Source organism: Enterococcus sp. S86.2, assembly GCF_059834485.2.
In genome coordinates this window covers 752,501-773,260 of the sequence record NZ_CM206813.1, presented here as the reverse complement: position 1 = coordinate 773,260, position 20,760 = coordinate 752,501, and the positions used below count along the sequence as shown (strand labels likewise).

At 37.3% G+C, this 20,760-nt stretch carries 16 protein-coding genes and 2 tRNA genes (1 of these 18 running past the window's edge); 6 read left to right on the top strand and 12 right to left on the bottom strand.

All coding sequences use genetic code 11. The annotated features are described in order from the left end of the window. Positions 1–235: 235 nt before the first annotated feature. The 3 genes from thiI to AC6R0T_RS03465 form a co-directional block, all read right to left on the bottom strand. Complete coding sequence (thiI, locus tag AC6R0T_RS03475) at positions 236–1,447, bottom strand: tRNA uracil 4-sulfurtransferase ThiI (RefSeq protein WP_303753367.1); 1,212 nt, start codon at positions 1,445–1,447, stop codon at positions 236–238. 18 nt (positions 1,448–1,465) lie between these two features. Continuing rightward, positions 1,466–2,608 (bottom strand): cysteine desulfurase family protein, encoded by a 1,143-nt coding sequence (locus tag AC6R0T_RS03470; protein WP_303753368.1) that lies wholly within the window; start codon positions 2,606–2,608, stop codon positions 1,466–1,468. 151 nt (positions 2,609–2,759) lie between these two features. Next, the gene (locus AC6R0T_RS03465) at positions 2,760–3,569 is read right to left on the bottom strand and encodes an AraC family transcriptional regulator (protein ID WP_303753369.1); all 810 of its coding nucleotides are present in this window, start codon (positions 3,567–3,569) and stop codon (positions 2,760–2,762) included. 101 nt (positions 3,570–3,670) lie between these two features. Here AC6R0T_RS03465 and AC6R0T_RS03460 point away from each other — a divergent pair, with 101 nt between their 5' ends. After that, entirely contained in the window at positions 3,671–5,467 is a 1,797-nt protein-coding gene (locus tag AC6R0T_RS03460; RefSeq protein ID WP_303753370.1) for a glycoside hydrolase family 2 protein, read from the top strand. A gap of 194 nt (positions 5,468–5,661) precedes the next feature. Here the strand turns inward: AC6R0T_RS03460 and ezrA are convergent, their stop codons facing one another. Further along, positions 5,662–7,386 (bottom strand): septation ring formation regulator EzrA, encoded by a 1,725-nt coding sequence (gene ezrA, locus AC6R0T_RS03455; protein ID WP_206904317.1) that lies wholly within the window; start codon positions 7,384–7,386, stop codon positions 5,662–5,664. Positions 7,387–7,784: 398 nt separating this feature from the next. Here ezrA and AC6R0T_RS03450 point away from each other — a divergent pair, with 398 nt between their 5' ends. After that, positions 7,785–9,134, top strand: coding sequence for an aspartate kinase (locus AC6R0T_RS03450; RefSeq protein WP_303753371.1), 1,350 nt, complete (start codon positions 7,785–7,787; stop codon positions 9,132–9,134). A 28-nt stretch (positions 9,135–9,162) separates the two neighbouring features. Here AC6R0T_RS03450 and AC6R0T_RS03445 read toward each other — a convergent pair whose 3' ends face one another. Together AC6R0T_RS03445 and AC6R0T_RS03440 are read right to left on the bottom strand one after the other, a co-directional pair. Next, a complete protein-coding gene (locus AC6R0T_RS03445; RefSeq protein WP_303753372.1) occupies positions 9,163–9,693 on the bottom strand; it encodes a pyrophosphohydrolase domain-containing protein in 531 nt (176 codons plus the stop codon). A gap of 40 nt (positions 9,694–9,733) precedes the next feature. Further along, entirely contained in the window at positions 9,734–10,573 is an 840-nt protein-coding gene (locus tag AC6R0T_RS03440) for a Cof-type HAD-IIB family hydrolase (protein ID WP_230711386.1), read from the bottom strand. Between the two features lie 168 nt (positions 10,574–10,741). Between AC6R0T_RS03440 and AC6R0T_RS03435 the strand changes: the two genes are divergently transcribed. Next, positions 10,742–11,710, top strand: coding sequence for an asparaginase (locus tag AC6R0T_RS03435; protein WP_206904325.1), 969 nt, complete (start codon positions 10,742–10,744; stop codon positions 11,708–11,710). A gap of 128 nt (positions 11,711–11,838) precedes the next feature. Here the strand turns inward: AC6R0T_RS03435 and AC6R0T_RS03430 are convergent, their stop codons facing one another. The 6 genes from AC6R0T_RS03430 to AC6R0T_RS03405 form a co-directional block, all read right to left on the bottom strand. Continuing rightward, the gene (locus tag AC6R0T_RS03430; protein WP_303753373.1) at positions 11,839–12,573 is read right to left on the bottom strand and encodes an acyl-ACP thioesterase domain-containing protein; all 735 of its coding nucleotides are present in this window, start codon (positions 12,571–12,573) and stop codon (positions 11,839–11,841) included. Between the two features lie 190 nt (positions 12,574–12,763). Then, positions 12,764–13,597 (bottom strand): fructosamine kinase family protein, encoded by an 834-nt coding sequence (locus AC6R0T_RS03425; protein WP_206904329.1) that lies wholly within the window; start codon positions 13,595–13,597, stop codon positions 12,764–12,766. 16 nt (positions 13,598–13,613) lie between these two features. After that, entirely contained in the window at positions 13,614–14,396 is a 783-nt protein-coding gene (locus tag AC6R0T_RS03420; protein WP_230711388.1) for a tyrosine-protein phosphatase, read from the bottom strand. A gap of 259 nt (positions 14,397–14,655) precedes the next feature. Continuing rightward, positions 14,656–15,984, bottom strand: coding sequence for a C1 family peptidase (locus AC6R0T_RS03415; protein ID WP_230711390.1), 1,329 nt, complete (start codon positions 15,982–15,984; stop codon positions 14,656–14,658). A gap of 242 nt (positions 15,985–16,226) precedes the next feature. Next, positions 16,227–17,219 carry an acyltransferase family protein gene (locus tag AC6R0T_RS03410; protein WP_303753374.1) on the bottom strand — a complete coding sequence of 331 codons (993 nt, stop codon included), beginning with the start codon at positions 17,217–17,219 and terminating at the stop codon, positions 16,227–16,229. Positions 17,220–17,449: 230 nt separating this feature from the next. Then, positions 17,450–17,523, bottom strand: a tRNA-Asn gene (locus AC6R0T_RS03405). Between the two features lie 133 nt (positions 17,524–17,656). On the opposite strand from AC6R0T_RS03405, the gene AC6R0T_RS03400 reads away from it, so the two are divergent. The 3 genes from AC6R0T_RS03400 to AC6R0T_RS03390 form a co-directional block, all read left to right on the top strand. Next, positions 17,657–18,877: a serine hydrolase domain-containing protein gene (locus AC6R0T_RS03400; RefSeq protein ID WP_303753375.1), complete on the top strand. Its 1,221-nt coding sequence runs from the start codon at positions 17,657–17,659 to the stop codon at positions 18,875–18,877. Between the two features lie 204 nt (positions 18,878–19,081). After that, positions 19,082–19,154, top strand: a tRNA-Thr gene (locus AC6R0T_RS03395). 304 nt (positions 19,155–19,458) lie between these two features. Beyond that, positions 19,459–20,760, top strand: the 5' portion of a protein-coding gene (locus tag AC6R0T_RS03390) for a C69 family dipeptidase (protein ID WP_303753376.1). It continues 174 nt past the right edge of the window; the window shows 1,302 of its 1,476 coding nt (coding positions 1–1,302); its start codon is at positions 19,459–19,461; its stop codon lies beyond the right edge, outside the window.

Here is a 20,760-nt window from a genome sequence, read left to right as displayed (position 1 = left end):
TGGTGATTCATCAACTGTTTTAAGCGCTTGCGTGTTTTTTTACAAAGAAAAAAAGAGGCGGGGCGCCTCTTTCATCATTTTCTAATTGTTATTTAATTTTAGATAAATATCATTTCAAGCAAAATCAAGGAAAAATATTTCTAACTTTGATTGAAAACAACGTCATTTTGGCTGACATATTTTTTTATTGTTTAAATAAAAATCACGCACTAACGCACTTTTTCGTACTTTTTACCTATAATAGATCAGCAAATTCTGCTTCTTTTTCACTGGTGGCATTAGGGGTGATTTCTTCAATTTTAAGACCGTTTAATGCGCGTAGAATCATACCATCAATATCTAATGCTTTCTCATAATGATGAACTTTATCTAAATTCGGGCGTGTTTTCGGTTGGGGTGGGGCAAAAATTGTACAGCAGTCTTCAAAAGGTTGAATCGCCAATTCAAAGGTGTCGATTGCTTGTGCGATTTCAATGATCTCTAATTTATCCATTGTAACAACTGGACGAATAATCGGCGTTGTGGAGACTTCATTAATAGCCACCATACTTTGTAATGTTTGAGAAGCAACTTGTCCCAGTGATTCACCATTTATAATGACTAACCCTTTACGCGCCTCACGAATTGCATCGGTTAGGCGTAACATCATTCGCCGCGTTAAAGTCATCCAGTAGCCTTGTGGCACTTTTTTCTTGATTTCTTCTTGAATTTCAGTAAATGGTACTTCGATAAATTGAATATTGCCGACATAAGGTGTCAATTTTTCGGTTAAGTCTTTGGCTTTTTGTAATGCCTGCTCACTTGTATAAGGCGGACTAGCAAAATGTACTGCTTCGATTTCAACGCCGCGTTTCATAGCTAGATAACCCGCCACTGGTGAATCAATTCCGCCAGAAAGCATCAACATTCCTTTGCCACTGGTTCCAACCGGTAAGCCGCCAGCACCTTTAATGGTTTCATAAGACAAGTAGACACCATCTAAGCGAATTTCCACCCGCAAATTAATATCTGGCATTTTCATTTGGACTTTAATATCCGGATATAATGAAAAAACATAGCTACCTAATGTTTGATTTAACTCATTACTTGTCAATTCAAAATCATGGTCTGAACGTTTGGCGTTAATTTTAAAAGTTTCACTGCCAGTGTAAGCATAAGCCATAATTTGCGCGATACCTGCTTTAATTGCAGCGATATTTTTTTCAACCCGCAAGCTCGGTGAAAAATTTTGAATGCCAAAAACTTTTTGCAACCGCTCAATTACAGGTTGACTATCTTCGCCATTTAATAAAATGTGCATCCGGTCTCGTTGGGCATCAATTTTTAAATTGGGATAAGCAGCCAGTGCGCTTTTTACATTGTCTGCTAATTGCCGAATAAAGCTGCGGCGGTTTTTTCCTTTTGTGGAAAGTTCCCCGTACCGCACCATGATTTCTGTGTAGTTCACCTTAAAACTCCTGTTCTATTAATTGATTTTACTGAATTTTTGATAAAGCTGATGGAAAACAATTAAAAATTGTTCCACTTCAGCCATTGTGTTGCTTTCATCTAGACTAACGCGAATCGCAGTAGTTGCCAAATTAGCAGGTACATTCATCGCGTGTAAGGTACTGCTTTCAACATGTTTACGACTTGAGCAGGCACTTGTAGTAGAAACAAAAATTTGTTTTTCTTCTAAAGCATGAACTAAAACTTCGCCACGAATGTCTTTAATTCCAAAACATAAGATATGCGGTGCGTAATTTTCTTCCCCACTAAAAATCGTTACCTTCTCATATTTTACTAAAGCTTCATATAAGTATTTACGTAATGTTGGCACATGATCAGGCCGCTTAGCTTTTTGCTCCAATGTTAAGCGCAATGCTTTTGAAGCCGCAACAATTCCTGGCACGTTTTCTGTACCACTCCGTTGATTATTTTCTTGGCCGCCTCCTGTTAATAGCGGAGCGATTCTGCGACCTTTGCGCCAAAAGATAAAGCCTACGCCACGAGGACCGTGAAATTTATGTGCCGAAAAAGTGGCGAAATCTACTCTTGGTGTTAACCACTCTTCTTGAGAAACTTTTCCAATAGCCTGCACGGCATCTACATGAAAGTGAATTTTCGGATAATCTTTTAAAACTTCACTAATTGCTTGAATTGGCTGTATGGCACCAACTTCATTATTAACCGCCATAACAGAAACTAAAATTGTATCTTTGCGGATTAAATCTTTTAATTTTGTAACATCGACTAGTCCATCTTTTCCTACAGGAGCTACACTAACTTCAAACCCATTTTCTGCTAATTGAGCGGCCGTTTCACTAACAGCCGGATGTTCAACACTGGAAATAATAATGTGGCGGCCAAAGTCCTTTTTATCCAAAGCGGTACCTTTTAAAACCCAGTTATCTCCTTCTGTTCCCCCAGAAGTGAAATATATTTCATTAGCCTGCACTGCTAGTAGCTCAGCGATTTGCTTACGAGCTTGTTGCAGTAAACGATTTGCCTGATTGCCTAAATCGTGAAGACTAGAAGGATTTCCAATAATCCGTTGACTCGTCTTCAGATAGGCATCCAGCGCAAGTGGTGCGATGGCTGTCGTCGCACTGTTGTCAAAATATATCATGAAAAAAACTTCCCTTCTCAAATTCTTTCCTATTATAAACGGACATTCGTCTGGTTTCAAGGTAACGTACTTTATCTTTTCCTAATAAAGTAGTTTCGCTGTGCATGTTGCCATTTTTAATCGTTACTTTTTTATAAATATCTGATAAAACTTACTTTTTGCGCCAAGCCGTTGGTGTCATGCCCGTTTTTTGTCGGAATACATTGGAAAAATAATGCTCATCAGAAAAATTTAACCGCGCAGCAATTTCTTGGACACTTAATAGTGTTTCTTTTAGCAATAATTGCGCAGACTCAATTTTTTTACTTAGATAATAGGCATACGGCGTCTGCTGAAAGTAGCGCTTAAATTGTCGTGTAAGCTGTGATGGCGATAAACTGGCTACATTTGCTAACTTGTCTAAGGTAACATTTTCTTGCAGATGATTATCTAAATATTCTTTGACTGCTTGTATGTTGCTTGGTACCAAATGGTGTTGGTGTGGTTGCCCTTCAGCTAAAATAAGTAGAATTTCATGAAATAGTAGTGCGCATGTAGCACTGCGTTCTTGTGTCGTGCCTTTTTTTTCGCAGGCAGTGAGCATTCTTTGCAAAACATTAAAAGTATCCGTTTGAAAGAAAACATATTGTCTTTGTAATTGATAGGTTTGCATCAATTGCTGGCACAACGCTCCAGAAACATTCACCCAGATTTTATGAAAAGGTTCCTTATCATCAGACCAATAGCGATGTTGGTGCCCCAGTGGTAATAAAAAGCTATCCCCGGCTTTGACTTCGTGTAAAAGCCCATCTACTTCGATCATTCCCTTGCCGGCGATAACATATTCCAAGCTATAGAGTTTTGAATCAACGCGATTCACAAAATAGCCTTTAAAAGGAAAAGTAATGCCAGCCAGTTCAACTCGAAATTGATCAGGGTTGGAAAACTGACTGGGTAAAAAGCTCAAAATATATTCTTTCATTTGCGTGTATTCCTCACTTAATTAGCTCTATTCTGCATTTTTTTAAATCCTTATGATTGTATACTATACATAACACAATAAATCGTCAATGGAGGAAAAAAATGACTACAACAATCCCTAGACCAGAACATCCCAATCCACAAAAAATGCGGGGAAATTGGCGCAATCTAAACGGGACTTGGAATTTTGCCTTTGATTTTGGCCGCAGTGGCCGCGATCGTAATTGGCATAAAGTCACTAATGATACGAAAAATACCGTCTTAAATACAAATGAAAATATTTTTGAGAATTGGCAAAGTGCGCCAAATGAAAATCCTTTTACGCAGCAGATTACCGTTCCATTTTGCCCTGAAAGTAGCCTTTCTGGCATTGGCTACCAAGATTTTATTCCTGCTTGCTGGTACCAACGAGAAATTATTTTAACGAAAGAAGAAGTCACAAAATGCTGTCATTTACATTTTGGTGCTGTCGATTATTTTTGCGAAGTATTCGTTAACGGACACTCAGTTGGAACCCATCAAGGCGGCTACGCTTCTTTTTATTTTGATATTTCAAAAGTGATGCACGCTGGGAAAAATACTATCATTGTTTATGCTGAAGACAACATGAAGGAAAATCGTCAACCGGTTGGGAAACAAAGTCGCTTTTTTTACTCCCGCGGCTGTGATTACACCCGTACAACTGGCATTTGGCAAACGGTCTGGCTCGAATTTTTGCCACCAAAACATATTAAAACATTGCGCTACTTTCCTAATATTGCTGAAGGTAAAATTGCAATTGAAGTCATTACCAATGGCAGCGGCAAGTTAAACGCAACTGCTTTTTATCAAGGTGAAAAGATGGGAGAAGCTACTAGCGTTTTAACAGGTAACCAGACCATGCTTGAAATTTCCTTAGCAAAAACCCACTTGTGGGAACTAGGAGCTGGTCGGTTATATGACATTACTTTTACTTTTGAAGAAGATATTTTACAAAGTTATTTTGGACTGCGAGAAGTTGCTATGTCTGGTTATCGCTTTTTGTTAAACGGGCGCTCTGTTTTCCAGCGGACTGTCTTAGATCAAGGATTTTATCCAGCCGGAATTTATACTGCTCCTAGTGATGAGGATTTAAAAAAGGACATTGAACTTTCGCTTGCTTGTGGTTTCAACGGCGCACGTCTGCATGAGAAAGCTTTTGAATCGCGCTTTTTATATCATTGTGATCGCGCCGGTTATCTCGTCTGGGGTGAGATGGCCAATTGGGGATTAGATTTATCCGAGTCTGAAGCTGTTTTCCACTTTTTACCAGAATGGCAAGAATTACTCCAGCGCGATTTTAATCATCCAGCTATTGTAACTTGGTGTCCTATGAATGAGACTTGGGATGTCAATGGGCGCAAACAACGGGACGAGATCGTTGAACTCATTTATTATACGACCAAACAATTTGATTCTACCCGTCCAATCGTTGACACCAGTGGAAATTATCATGTTGTAACCGACATTTATGACCTTCATGATTATTGCCAAGACCCGACAGTATTTAAGGAACATTTCACTGGTTCACTACAAGAAAATGGCGAGTTTTGGGATGAGCATCACCTGCGTCAAAGTTATCAAAAAGGTCTACCTTATTGCGTAAGTGAATACGGTGGTATCAAATGGGACCCAGATAATAAGCCAGAAAACGCTTGGGGATATGGCGATGCTCCCCAAACTGAAGAAGAATTTTTTGCACGCTATCGCGGATTAACCGATGTTTTGTTGCAACATGAAAAAATATTTGGTTTTTGTTATACCCAACTTTACGACGTTGAACAAGAACGTAACGGACTTTATTATTACGACCGAAAGCCAAAATTTGATGTACAAAAATTCAAAGAAATCAATTCCCAACACGCCAGAATTGAAGACTGAGCTGTTATATGACACCAGTAGCTTTCTCCTATTTTACTAAAAGACTCTTTACTAATAGATTTGAAAGTGACTAAAAACAAGCGACAGGTGATTTGAATTTAATTTTATTTGTCAAAAAGAGCCGAGGAACAATGAAAAGTTCCTTGGCTCTTTAAATAGAAAAAATGCGAGTCACTTTTAGACTCGCATTTTTATTAGACTAAATCACGATTTTTAAAATAGAAGTTTTCGATTCGTTTAAAAGCACCAGGCTCAACTCGTTCTAAGGCTGCCCCGATTTCATCTAAAGCATCTTGATAACGATATTCTTTATTGAACAATTCCAAGGCACCTTCAATTGCAGCTTTAATTTCTGCATGTGAATGACGATATCTGTTTGCGTATTGCATCATTTGTTCTGTTAAAGCAGCTGCATCCACTAAATCATGAGTGTAGCTATCCAAATCTTTAATATCGGCTTCACAGTTTTTCATGATTTTATTAACTTCTTCCATGTTCACCCGGATTTTATTTAACGCTTTGCCTAAATCTTCGACCCGATCAGTTGCCATGAAGAAAGCTTCCAAGTAATCATTAGGTAAACCTGGTAAGCGTTGTTTTTCCACGAAGCGTTTTAAATTGCGTAATTGGAATTCAAATTGTTCCACTTTTTCTTGGGCAACTTTCTCACCTTTGCGCAATTCACGTAATTCATGGTCAATTTCAACTTGTTGATTTTCCAAATCATCCAAAATTTTATAAGCATCTTTGTAGAAGGCTTGAATTTCAGAAAATGGCATTTCATGAGCTTCCATTTTAGGTTCCAAATCTTTGTTACGACGGATCAATTCGTCGATTTCAGTTTGGAAGCCACGGACACGTCCTAATTCATTATGATTTAAAGTATACGTTTGTGCGGTATGATCAATTTCAATCATCAATTGATGATTGTTACGATGAGCATGGGTAATATAATCTGCAATCACTGGTTTGTTTTTCACGACATAACGACGGGCATTGATTTCTCTTTCCATTACTGCATATAAAGAATCAATTCCACTAGCTGTATCGCGATTGGCAACTTCAACTGTATCCACTTCTGTTTTTTCCAAATCACCCATTGAAGTTTCAACGCGTTTTTTCACACGATCAATTTCAGCTTGGAAGTTTTCTTCAGGGAAAACGTAATGGTCTTCTAAAAGTTTTTTATAGCCATCTTGAATTTCTTTTAACTGATCTGGGAAAGTTTTGTTTAATTCTTCGTAAGCCGCTGGAATACGTTTCATGCGGTCATCTAATTCATACGTGTGTTGTTCAGCACTTTCTAGCACTTCTCTGGCTTCAACTGGATCACCAGATGTATTTAAGGTAACAAATTGAGTAAATTCAATTTCAATGTTTTTAATTTGCTTTTGTAACTCAGAATATGCTGGACCAAACTCTTCCCCTTGCTCCCGCAATTTTTTCTTCAAGTCTTCATAGATATCTAAAGCCTTTTGAACTTCGAGTGAATTACGTTCTTCACTTTCACGTAATTCTTTTAGACCAGCGCGAATTTCTTCAACTTCTTTTTCCATCGTATCCATAGTTTGTTCTGCATCAACAATGGCATTTTTTGCTTTGAAAAAGCGGAAAGTTTCATTTAAACTTTCAACTTCAAAAATTTGACTTTCAAGTTCGGCAAATGAAGAAGTAGAGATGTCATTCCATTTCTGGCTCCACTCACGGAAAGTATTTTGGCTTTGACCAACCAAATGCATCTTCTTAACATCATCAACTTCTTCTAAGACCGGCAAATCAAACAAGTGCTCCCTGCGGTCTTCCAGTGCTTGCAATCTTTCCTGATTTTTCTTTCTCATGAAATAACTAATCAGATACAAGATCGCTGCCACAACGATGATGGCGATGACTATTCCAATGATTACATTACTACTTCCCATTGATGGTTCCTCCACTTTCAAAAATAAATATCCGTATAATATGCTGTCTAGCAGCTTTTTTTATCCATTGAATACTATTTTTCTTCTATAGTATTTAAAAATTTATCCATCGGTCCACAAGACGTCTACGCTAGATTATAACACAAAGAAAAAAGACTGGCACTAAAGAATAGCAAAATCTTTACAATTTTTTTCAGAAGCTTATTTTCACAAGCCTCTATCAAAAAAACTCTTTATAAACTCTTAAAAAGCTTTTTACCAGCTTTGACTTTGTGATTTTTTTAATAATAACCCTTGCTTTTTTTTACAGTTTTTTGTACCCTTATAGGAAATAATCTCGGCGTAACAAAATAAAAGTAGGTTTTTCAGCCTGAAAATTGCAAAAAGGAGATACTATTATGAAAGTAGTGAAGTTTGGCGGAAGCTCTCTTGCTTCAGCAACCCAAGTTCAAAAAGTCATCGATATCATTACCGATGATCCGAAAAGAAAATTCGTGGTAGTATCTGCCCCAGGTAAACGGGATAAAGAAGATACAAAGGTTACTGATCACCTGATTGCATTTTATGAAGCAAAAATAAAAGATCAAGATGTCAGCGAGTTAATTGCAACCATTGCGGCACGTTATGCAGCTATTGCCAAAGTCTTTAATGTGGATGCCAAAATTATTGAAGACATTACCGCCCGCTTACAAAAACTAGCAGTACTTCCTGTTGAGGGCAACGACTTTTTAAAAGATGAAATTTTGGCAAGTGGTGAAGATAACAACGCCAGACTAGTCGCTGGTATTTTACAAGCACAAGGTGTAAACGCGCGCTATGTAAATCCCAAAGACTTTGGCATCATTGTCTCAAGTGAACCTGGCAATGCCCGAATTTTATTTAAGGCTTATCAAAAAATGAAAAAATGGGCTGACACAAAAGAAGTTTTAATTATCCCTGGTTTCTTTGGTTATACCGAAGGCGGTCAAGTTTGTACTTTTTCCCGTGGCGGTTCAGACATTACAGGTTCCATCGTTGCCGCTGGGGTGAAAGCTGAGTTATATGAAAACTTCACCGACGTCGATGGTATTTATGCCGCTCACCCAGGTTATATTCACAAACCAGAAATTATCAAGGAGCTAACTTATCGTGAAATGCGTGAACTTGCCTATGCTGGTTTTACCGTTTTCCATGATGAAGCCTTAATGCCTTCTTACCGCGCCAAAATTCCGGTGGTGATTAAAAATACAAATAATCCTCTCTGCCAAGGAACAAAAATTACGACTACTCGGGATGCAGTTGATGAACCAGTAGTGGGAATTGCTAGTGATGAAGGTTTCACTATGATTTACATTAGTAAGTACCTTATGAATAGAGAAATAGGTTTTACACGTCGCGTCTTGAGTATTTTGGAAGACTTTGGCTTGAGTTATGAACATATGCCTTCTGGAATTGACGATATTTCAATTGTTCTACGGGCCAATCAGCTAGACAAAACATTAGAAGAAGAACTTTTACGGACACTTGCCTATGAGATTGATCCCGATGAACTGCGCATCACCCATGATCTTTCGATGATTATGGTAGTTGGTGAAGGCATGCGTCAACGAGTTGGTTGTACCGCAGAAAGCACTGCTGCTTTAGCCCGTAAAAAAATCAACTTGGAAATGATTAACCAAGGTTCTTCTGAGGTCAGCATTATGTTTGGGATTCATAAAGAACAAGAAAAATTAGCGATTCGTACCCTTTATTACACATTCTTTGATTAGTAAATAAAAAAACGTAACCCAACAGGAATTAACTTCCTCTTTGGGTTACGTTTTTTTGTCGTTTCAGTTCTGCTTTTATTTTTTCTTCTGGAGCATAATTTTCTTGCCAACTTGCTGGTTTTAATACCTTGTTGGTGATGGGATCATAATGGGGTTTGCCATCTGGAAAAAGTTTATTCATATTGGCGTCGTGCACAATTTCCATCATCGGTTGCGGGTCAACTTTCATTAAAGCAAATGAGCCGTAAGTTAAATAAAGTAAATCAACCAATGCATCCACCTGGCCTACTAATGGATCTGAATCAGCTTGGGTTTTAGTAGCTCGTTTTTGCAATACTTTTTCTTGTGCCGCATCAATGGCTTCATGTAATTTCTCAATACTACTTACAAAGTCACTGGAATTATTCTTTGTACTTTCATAGAGAAATTCAACTAATTCTTCTATTTTAAAACCAGAGCGAAAAATTGCTTCCGTCGCTGTGAATGCCGTCGGTTTTGCGGGTATGCGGGGATCAAAAATTTGGTGAAATTCCGTTGCCATTTCATAGGGGTTTTTCATAATTTGTCTGCCTCACTTTAGCTATCTATTAAAAATCTTCTTACGAAATAATATGATAATAGCGCAATGCTTGCGCAATGCCATTGTGATTATTCGTATCAGTCACATAATTAGCAGCTTCTTTAGTAATTCGCTTGGCATTGCCCATCGCAACTCCGACTCCTGCGCCTTTGATCATAGAAATATCGTTGTAATGATCACCAAAAACCATCGCTTCAGAAAGCGCGATGCCTTTATGCTGCAAGAAAACTTCAATCCCTTTTAATTTTGAACCACCCTTTGGTACAATATCAACCGAAAAAGAATTGGAACGGTGAAAACCACAGTCAGGTAATTCTGTTTTTAAAAGTTCGGTTTCAGATTCTGGACTCAACATCATACATTGATAGATTGGCTGATTTAAGATTGTCATTTTTTCATAGTGATCATCTTTTTTATAAAAGCTTAAAACCTGCATAACATTTTGCATCGCTTTAACGGGGAATTTGCTGGGAATAAAACGCGCCAAGCGCTGAACAACAGCTGACTGCCCCAAGCGCATAAGACGACTGCCAGATACAACATTGCGGGTCCCAAAATTAATCGAACGATTATGAGTGTCAGCAAAACGCGTCACTTGTTCTAAAACTTCTGGTTTAAAAGACTGGGCATAAATGGTTTGTTTCGGCGTATAAACTAATTGGCCATTATAGGTGACAAACATGTCTAATCCAACATCACCTAATAATTCTTTGACTTTTACGGGATCACGTCCCGTTGCTACGCCAACATATATATTTTTTTCTTGCGCTTTTTTTATCGCATCTTTACTACTAGCCAAAACCTTTCCATTATCTGCTAATAGTGTTCCGTCAATATCAAAAAAAATTGCTTTAATCATCTTTTTTTCCTTTTCATTTTACTATGTTTTAGTTTACCATACTGCTTCAAAATTGCACCAATTCTTAGAAGAGGAAAATCTAATTTCTGACTAGTTTATCTCAAAACAATCAGCTACAATAAACACTGTAAATCTTTTATTACTATTTAAAGTAAGGAAGGAAAAATCATGAAGAAATTACTTGTTTTGCATACAGGTGGCACCATTGCCATGAAAGAAGACCATTTAACGGGCGGCGTTAGTCCTGATGTGGCGAATCCTTTAATGGATGCTAATTTAGAAATTCCTGCTGACGTAGAGTTAGTAGTAGAAGATATCTTTAATTTACCTAGCCCTCATGTAACACCAAATGAGATGTTGCAACTAAAAGAAAGGATCCAAGATGCCAAACTTAGCGGTTTTGATGGTGTTGTTATTACCCATGGGACAGATACATTGGAGGAAACGGCATTTTTCTTAGATACCACAATTGGAAATTTACTACCTATTGTCATCACGGGTGCCATGCGTTCTAGTAACGAACTTGGTAGCGACGGCCTATATAATTTTTTTTCGGCTATTCGCGTAGCCGCATGCAAAGAAGCTAAAGAAAAAGGTGTCCTAGTGGTGATGAACGATGAAATTCATTCTGCTCGCTATGTTACAAAAACACATACAACCAATGTCGCTACTTTTCGAACCCCAACATTAGGTCCTGTCGGTTTAGTAACAAAAAGTCGGATTATTTTTATGCAAGAGGTTTTACCTGCCACCCATATTGATGTGGACAGCGTCACGGGGATGATTCCAATTGTTAAAGCTTACGCCGGCATGCACGGTGACTTATTTGAAGCATTGGCCCATAGTAATATTGATGGTTTAGTTATTGAAGCTCTTGGTGCAGGAAATTTGCCTCCCGACACGATTCCCCCCCTCAAAAAATTATTGGCGCAATCAATCCCAATTATTTTAGTCTCCCGCTGCTTTAATGGTATCGCCGAAGCAGTTTATGATTATGAAGGTGGTGGCGTTCAGTTGCAAAAAATGGGCATTATTTTTGCTAATAGTATCAACTCGCAAAAAGCCCGCTTAAAATTACTTATTGCCAAAAACCGGCAGCTTACCACTGCCGAGTTAAAAGATTTTATTGAAAACTAATCCTCTTTAGGCAATAAAATACGTCAAACTTATTCTAGCAGTACATTTAAATAAAATTTTACTAATCCTAACTTTTACAGACACATAAGACCTGTGACAAAATTATTGCCACAGGTCTTTTTTTACTTTTATTTTTCTATCCAACTGATATTGGCTTCACAATAAAGTTGTGTACCAATTTTAATTTCGTGACGACTTTCAATTGTGTCTTCTGCAAGAATTTCATAATGACTCATGACTTCATTGCCGTATTCTACTTCTTTGTCAAAGCGGATATTTACTACTTGTGGGACATGGGTAGTCAAAAAATCAAAGCCCAATACATCAATCATCCAGTTAAAATACATCGCGTTATTCACGTGTTGATTACTATCGATGTCGTAAAATCTGACTCGATAAGGCAGGCTCTGGCCATTCGTTACTTTTGTAATAGCTGGGAATCGTTTAATACGTTTAATTTTTTCACTTTCAAAAGGGGCAATAATTTCCTCTGGCACGCTAGCCATTTTACGGTTTTTTATATCCATTAAGACAAATACCGATTCAATCATTAACAATTCGTTGCCTTTTTCATCGTAAAACCAAAAATTTCGATAACAAAAATACTTGTTATACTCCATTGCTTGTGTCGCAATTTGAATAACTTCTCCAACCTTTGGTAACCGATTGATCTTAAAATGATAATTGGTAATCACCCAAGTCAGTCCAAATTGATGAACAAATTCTGCACTACGATTCAATGTATCACTTTGTTCTTCTGATGTCTTAATCGCAACCCCAATCATTGCGGGAAATGTCATTGTTTGATTTACATCACACTCGTAATAAGCGACTTCATGAGTGCGCGTATATTTTACTGCCACAAAAAATTCCTCCTAAATTGAAACCTAGCCTTAAAAGCGATAAATTTTAGTCCAAATTATCTTCTAAAGGGAGTAAAACTTTCCCCTCTATAAAGTAGCGCTAACTTTAAAAATATAAATTCAGCAATTATGCGATTACTTGTAACTGATTGTTGAAACTTCTAAGTCAAAATTAACTTTTTCTCCGGTTTTAAAAAGCTTGTAAAATTTCATCTACTTGCTCACCATAACTTTCACCAAACTGATTTAAATGAACGAGTAAATAATATAGTTGATAAATCGGCTGCCGCTGTTGCCAGCCCTCCTCTAAGGGAAATAAATCTTCATACGTCGCGATAAACTCCTGACGAAAACCACCAAAAAGCTGGCTCATAGCAATGTCCATTTCCCTGTCTCCATAAGAGACTGCCGGATCAATAAAAACCGGCTTACCCGTGGTATCAAAAAAGTAATTGCCACTCCAAAAATCGCCATGTAATAAACTAGGCATAACCTCGCGTTTTTGCCACGCCTGGTAAATATGTTCTTTTAAGCGTAAGTAGTGCTCTTCTCGTTTGAGATTCCAAACATTGTGCAATTTAGCCAACTCTACTTGTACATCTAACCGACAAGTTAAAAAATAATCAACCCAGTTATTTGTCTGGGCATTTACTTGTGGCAAGACGCCAATATAATTATCTTCGTAAAAACCAAATAATTCTTGCGTATGGTGATGAATCATGCTTAAAGCGGCCGCTAATTCTTCTTGGGTACCTTCTCCTGGTTCAATCCATTCCATGACCAAATAAGAACCTTCCGCCGTCTGTCCCCAATTATACACTTGCGGCACACGGATGAAGTCTGTGAGTTCTTTTAAGCCATTGACCTCTGCTTGAAAAAAAGACTGGTCAACCCCAGGATGAAATTTTAAAAAGTAATTATTTTCCGCAGTAATAATCCGGTATGATTGATTGACATCCCCACCGGCAATCGGAATCGCTTTACCATCTAAAGCCAAGGAATCTAAGATTTCTTTTGGCAGCATCTTCATCGCCTCCTTTTTATTTGATTAAATACAATTTTTGTAAGTCTTTTATTTCCCCTTCAGTAAAACCAAGTCCTGTTTTGACGTAATTTTTTAAACTACCGTAATGTTCTCTGGCAGCTGTATAACTTTCCTTTAAATAAAGAGCATCAGCTTTCATCAAGTCTTTAATCCCAGCTACTAATAAGTCTGGCGCCCCTTGTTCTTTGGCTTTTTTTACCATAGCAGATATCCGCTCATTTAAATAGCGATTGGTGGCTAAATAATCTGCCATAATTGTCTGGGCATCTACTTCTAATAAATCCAATACTAATGCCGCACCAAATCCCGTCCGATCTTTACCGGCAGTACAATGAAACAAAACACTCGTATTTTCTGTGTCGTTTTCTAATAGAATTTGCAAAAACTTGCGGTATGCTGCTTGGGCATGCTCATCTTCAATAAAATGACGATAAACTTTAATCATTTGCGCTTTGGCGGTCATTCCCTGTTCCAATTGCTTTAATAACTCTTTGGGTGAAATGGAGACTTTGGTTTCATCATGACCAAAAACCGGTAAAAAATATTCTGCTGCTTGGGGAATTGTTTTATCCGGTGCTTCTGTGGCTTCACTCGGTGAGCGAAAATCCACGACATCTTTTACGCCGTATTGTTGCAATTTTTCTTGATCGTTGAATGACAATTCAGATAAACTTGCACTTCTGATGACCTTGTTCATTCGGACAATACCATTAATAGCCTTATAGCCACCTAAATCGCGGACATTGGCTGCTTTTTCTAATTGAATAATCTGTTCCATTTTTTCTGCCTCCTCTAAAGACAGGGATTTCCCTTGCGTCTATTTAATAAAAAGTATAACAGAAAAATCAAAGTGGCGTATTTATTTTCCTTTCCAGTAAAAGAACTTCTGCAATAAAAGAAGCAATAAAGGTTCCTTCTTCTAGCTTTCATAACAAAAAGGACTTATGATTGCCAACAATTGTCCACAATCACAAGTCCTCTTTTACACTAATCGTAGCTTAGTCTTTGTTTAACACTTCTATGCAAGAAAATTACGCTTATGCCAAAGCGCCCATTGGGTCCCATGGTGCCAAAACAGTTGGTGCTTTTTCATAAGCGGCCAATTGTTCTGGTGATAATAAATCTTTACGAACGACGATTTGATACGTGTATTCGTCCATCCATTCATCACTCATTACAAAAAAGCCCTTTGTTCCAACTTTTTCACCCCAGCTATTTTCAACTTTCCATTTTGTTGATTGGCCAGCTACTAAATCAACACCTGTTAAAACCATGGCATGCGTCATTAAGCTTTCGCCATAATCTAGGCGTTGGGCTTTTGTCATAGTAAAATCGATATCAAATAGATCATTCATATCATAGGCATCTAGTGCCATAATTCCAGAATCTCTTGTTGAAGATTGACCTACGTCACAGCCAAACCAGACAGACTCTCCTTGTTCTAATTGAGCAATTGCCAATTTTTTAAAAGTAGCCATATCAACGTTTAAATATTTTACTTCTTTGCCTGCCACTACGTTTCCTAACATTTCCACCGTATACGACTGATTGTAAGGTTTATCTGCAGTTGGTGCATTGATAATGCTGACATAGTCATTTAAGTTAACCCCAACATATTTTTCATAAAAACTTTGGGGCGTTAAATTTTGATCCAGATGATAATTTTTTTCTTCATCACGGTATTCAAAATCAAATGTTTCTGGTGGATTTCCTAAAGAAATCGCCAAAAAGTTATAAACTTCTTCCAACATTTTTTCTTTAACACTTTTAATTTCTGCTGCATCTTTTCCTTGGGCTACCAAGTTGCGTAGCGTCACCGCATCTTTACGTAATTTTTTGTTTAAATAATTGTTCAAATCACGAGAATTAGAAGAATTGCTACTTTCAGGCATAGCTGTTTTAGGAACGACGCCGTATTTTTCAAAAATAGAAACGATCATATCCCATTGCCCACCATCTTGTTGTGGTGTTTGCAATAAAAAGGCCACTTTACGGCTATTTAACTCTTCTGTTGCAGTCGCTAAAATATTTTCATAAAAATAGTTTGCTTTTTCATACTTATCCCAGAAAAAAGTGTAGTTTTGGGATAATTCAAAATCTTTTAAATTAAAAGCATTCAACATTTTATGGCGGAAAGTGTTTAGTGCTGCAAACATCCAGCAACGTCCTGATTGCATTTGATTTGCAACTTTCCCAGTGGCAAGATCAACAGAAAAGACTGGCACGTTATTTACGTGCGCGCTCATATTTTCTGCTGAGGCACTGATCCCATTTTTTACTACACCTCGTTGTAATGCGTTTTGCTTATTATTTTCTTTAAAGGCAGCAGCAAATTTGGCTGTCAATTCTTTTTTAATTGCTGACATTTTCTTCATCCTCTCGATTGAAATAACATACTTTTTCATTCTACCCCTGACAATTGAAAATTACAACTGATGTGAAAATTCTGACAAATCAGTTTCCTTTTATGACACAAAAAAGACAAAAGTTTCAACCTCCCTTCATTAAACACCAAATTGAATCCCGCAATCTTGGTCATGTACATAGAGTACTTTGGTATTTTGCAAAGTAGAAGGGTAACTTTTGTCTTATTTTTTATTCGCACCTTTTAGCCGTATTTTTTTAACGCCTTCTTTTGAATTCCTACTTTAACTTTAAGGTACAACTGCTGCCATTTAGAAGCTGCAAGTAAAAACGTTAAAAGGATACTAAAAAGAAGTACCCCGATAAAACCCATAATTCCTAAATTAATATCCGCAATATTTAGTGCCCGCAGCCCTTTTACGATAAAACCTTGTAATAAATAGACAGTTAACGTGTTTTTCCCCAAATCCGTATAAAAGGTCCTTTGTCTTGGCACGAGTAAGAGAAAAGACAAAATCCCAACAAATCCCAATATCATTACTAATAAACGAACAAAAGCTCCCAGTTGTGGCGCACTTAAAAAATCTTCATAAGGTTTTGAACCAAAAACTAAATACTTATTAAAGGTTTCAAATTGATTGATAAAAGCAAAGATACTCCCAAAACCAATTAAAGCTATGGAATAGCGGTGGTGTTTTCGAATTGCAACTAGTTTTTCCCACGAGAAATAATGGCCAATTAAAAAGAAGGGTAAAAAAACAAAGGTGCGCTGCATGGCAAGATTACGATCAATAAATGGTAAATATCCCACAATTAAAGCGAGCATGGTACCAATGGTGAGTGCCAACCAAGGAGGCATTTTATTAAACAAGCCCAATGAACACTGCCAACAAAAAAGGCTGACTAAAAACCACAATGACCAATTGGGGACAAGAACATCCCAGGAAAAACGATTTTCTAATCCTATTAAGGCATAATAACTGGAATAAACCAATTGAAAAATCAGGTACGGGAGTAACGTCTTTTTCATTACTTTCCCTACTTTTCCCTTTTGCAATCCTTTCGAAAAATAGCCCGCAATCAAAATAAAGGCAGGCATATGAAACATAAAAATAAAATAGTACAGATTGTGATAACCTTGCCAATCTTCAATAAAAGGTTCCAATAAATGGCTAAATACCACCAAAACCATCAAGATAAACTTCGCATTATCAAAAAAAGCCATACGCTGCTTCATAACGCTCTCCTTTTTTATTTCATAGCTTAATTGTAAGCAAAACTTGATTTGTGATGCAATTAAAAGGATAGCAGAGAAAACTTAAAGTTATCTTCAATTTGAATATCATTTACTTAACAGCTTTTTTACGAAAAAGACAAATACTTTACCTATGTTTTCAACTGTGCCAACAGACAGAAATTAGCCAATGAAGAACAAAAAAACTCTCGATTAAAAAATCGAGAGTTAAACTCCGGCAGTAGGACTCGAACCTACGACATCATGATTAACAGTCATGCGCTACTACCAACTGAGCTATGCCGGAATAATGTAATATTATGATAGCAATACTTTTAAATTTGCGCAAGATAATTTTAAAAAATTTCTCCAGTTTTTTTTAAATACTTTTCTTTTCGCTCAAAGACGAGTAAAATGAATTGAATTTTGGAGGTTGAATTATGCGCGGACGTCATTTTAAAAATAAGAAAAAAAGATTGATTTATCCTATATTATTTTTGTTAATCTTCACTTTATTAGGCTACTGGCTGTACGGCAATCGACACAATCTCTTTTTTGCTACGGCTAGTACCACTGAAGCTAGTAAAGAAGCAACAATTGAAAGTAGCACCACCGAGCAGCCTGACGCTGAAAATGATCCGACTATCACCACGCCTCTTGCTGCGAATGATTATCAAAATCTAGATAAAGATGTTTTACTTGCCAGCAGCGATAACTATGATAATAGTTTAAAACTGGGCAACTTTGTCGGGACGGCGCTGATTGTAAAAAATGGGCAGATTATCTTGCACCAAGGATATGGTTATCAAAACTTTGCTGAACAAAAACGAAATAGTATTCACTCACTTTACCAAATTGGTTCTGTTCAAAAAAGTTTTACCGCTACTCTGATTTATAAGCAAATTGAAGCGGGCCGCTTAAGTCTAGAGACACCTTTAAGTCAGTTTTTCCCGCAGGTTTTTGGCAGTGAAAATATCACAATTCGTCAAATGCTACATATGACGTCAGGACTTACATTGTCAGAAATTCCTTTGACTGTGACCAATGAAGCTGAAGTTGTAAATTTTGCTGTCAATAATGCACAGTTAAAATACAGTGGCCGTTTCTTCTATTCTCCGGTCAATTATGTCTTATTAGCTGGTATTTTACGCCAAATTACCCATACTAGTTATGCACAACTTGTTGAAAATACTTTTAAGAGTCAATTAGGCCTTAGACAATTAGTCACCTATCCAAATTGGTATCAAAATGCTAATCATACCGTTTCTTATGGCGGTAAAGATGCAGCTGATTATAATCAAGTCGTGACAGAAAAGACTGGGCAATTTGTCCGTGAATTAGGTACAGGTAATCTGGGCATGACAGCTGGAGATTTATATTGGTACTATCATCAGTTACTATCCGGAAATTTAGTAACGCCAGATGTTTTGAATGCAGCATGGCAGAGAGAAACCAAAGCAACTTATACTGGTGGACAGTATGATAAGGGCATGTACCTGCGAGCAAATGGCATGATTGCCTCCCAACATTGCATGATACTTATTAGTAAAGATGGCAATGATGCCGTTTTTCTTTTGAGCAATCACGGGAATGTAACAAATTATCAAACCTTGATCGCTAACCTCTACACTGACTTAACCGGCGTATCGGCTAAGTTTTAAAAATCTTATTTTTAATAGCTAACAGCAACTCTTCTACTGCATGAGTTGCTGTTAGCTTTTCTAATTTTGAAACATGTCATGACTTAATAAACTTTATCGATTATACCCAATCACGTAGCGTGACTAATTTATCATCAAAAATTATTGACTTTATGATTTTGCTTAGCTATAATATTTCTTGTGCTTGAAAGAAATAACAATTTTGCCGCCTTAGCTCAGCTGGTAGAGCACCACCATGGTAAGGTGGGGGTCGCCGGTTCAAGCCCGGCAGGTGGCTCTTCTAAGAACCTTGATATATCAAGGTTCTTTTTTTATTTACAATTCCTTCAAGTTAGATAAAATGACATAAACTAATAATAATTTATCCCGCAGAAAAATATAGTCTGTTAACTTTTTAATTTTTTTAGTTTTTATATAAGTTAAATTGTCGCTATATTCACAATACTATTACAATTATAAAGCCTAATCATTGTCAGCTAATCTATTTGCTTTTTCTTTCACAAAGGCTTCGATTTCCATTGTAAGCGTATACATTTATTGTTATGCTCAATTCGTAAAAAAGAATAAGAGGAGTGAAAAAAATGTTCAAAACAAAATCGTTGAAGAAATTGGGAATAACTTTGGCAATAACGGCCGCATCCTTAGCCATCTCTTCAACAGCAAATGCTTGTACAACGGTGCTAGTAGGAAAAGATGCCAGTAACGATGGCTCAACAATGATCGCCCGCAATGAAGATATGGGGACTGCTTGGGCCAAGCACTTTGTCATTCGTCAAGCTAACACAAATCCGACTAATTATGTTTCTAAGGGAAATAAATTTGCCCTTACACTACCAAGCAAACAATTAAAATATAGTGCCACACCAGAATGGGATACTAGTGAGGGCCTTTACGAGGAAGCTGGAATTAACAGTGCTAACGTTGCCATGAGTGGTACAGAATCTGCTACCACAAAAGAAAAAGTATTAAAACTAGATCCGTTAGTTGAAAACGGCATTGCAGAAGATTCAATTGTAACCGTTGTCTTGCCTTATATTACTTCTCCTAAAGAAGGTGTTGCACGCTTAGGAAAAATCGTTGAAGAAAAAGGCGCTGCTGAGGTAAATGGGGTAATTTTTTCAAATAAAGAAGAAATTTGGTATATGGAGATTGTCTCTGGACATCATTGGGTAGCCGTTCGCGTACCAGATAATCAGTATGCTGTCATTGCCAATACCCTGACGATTGGAGACATCGATACAACAGATCAAGGAAACGTTCAAGTTTCAACCGGCTTAAAAAACTTTGTTGAGACGAATAAACTCGCAAAAAATTCCGAAAAATTCTCTGTCCGGGATATTTTTGCAGATACAAAAGAAGATGCCCAGTACAATTTACCACGAATGTGGGACGGACAACGGATGCTGACGCCATCTAAAAAGAAAAAAATCACCGATACAGATTTCAATCTATTTGAGAAACCAGATGAACCAATATCTTTTGCTAAAGTTGCATATATCCTAACCCTTCATTTCAACGGGACAAAATACGACACCATGACAGGCTCAAAAGCTGATAAATATCGGCCGATTTCAGTACCGAATACGATGGAGTCTCATATTTTACAATTTCGTAGTGACGTTCCTGAAGAATTAAGTGGTATTCATTGGTTGGCATTAGGTGTGACAGATACAAGTAATTATGTCCCATTTTATAGTGGTATTACCAAAACGCCTGCCTATTATCAAGCAGGGACTGATCTTCCAGATGGAAATTCTGCTTACTGGACTTATCGCGTAACAAATATTTTAACAAAAACAAACTATCAAGAATTTAAAACAAAAGAAACATTACCGCTACGCCAAGAAGTACGTGACTATTTGGCAAAACAGGTAGCAAAAACC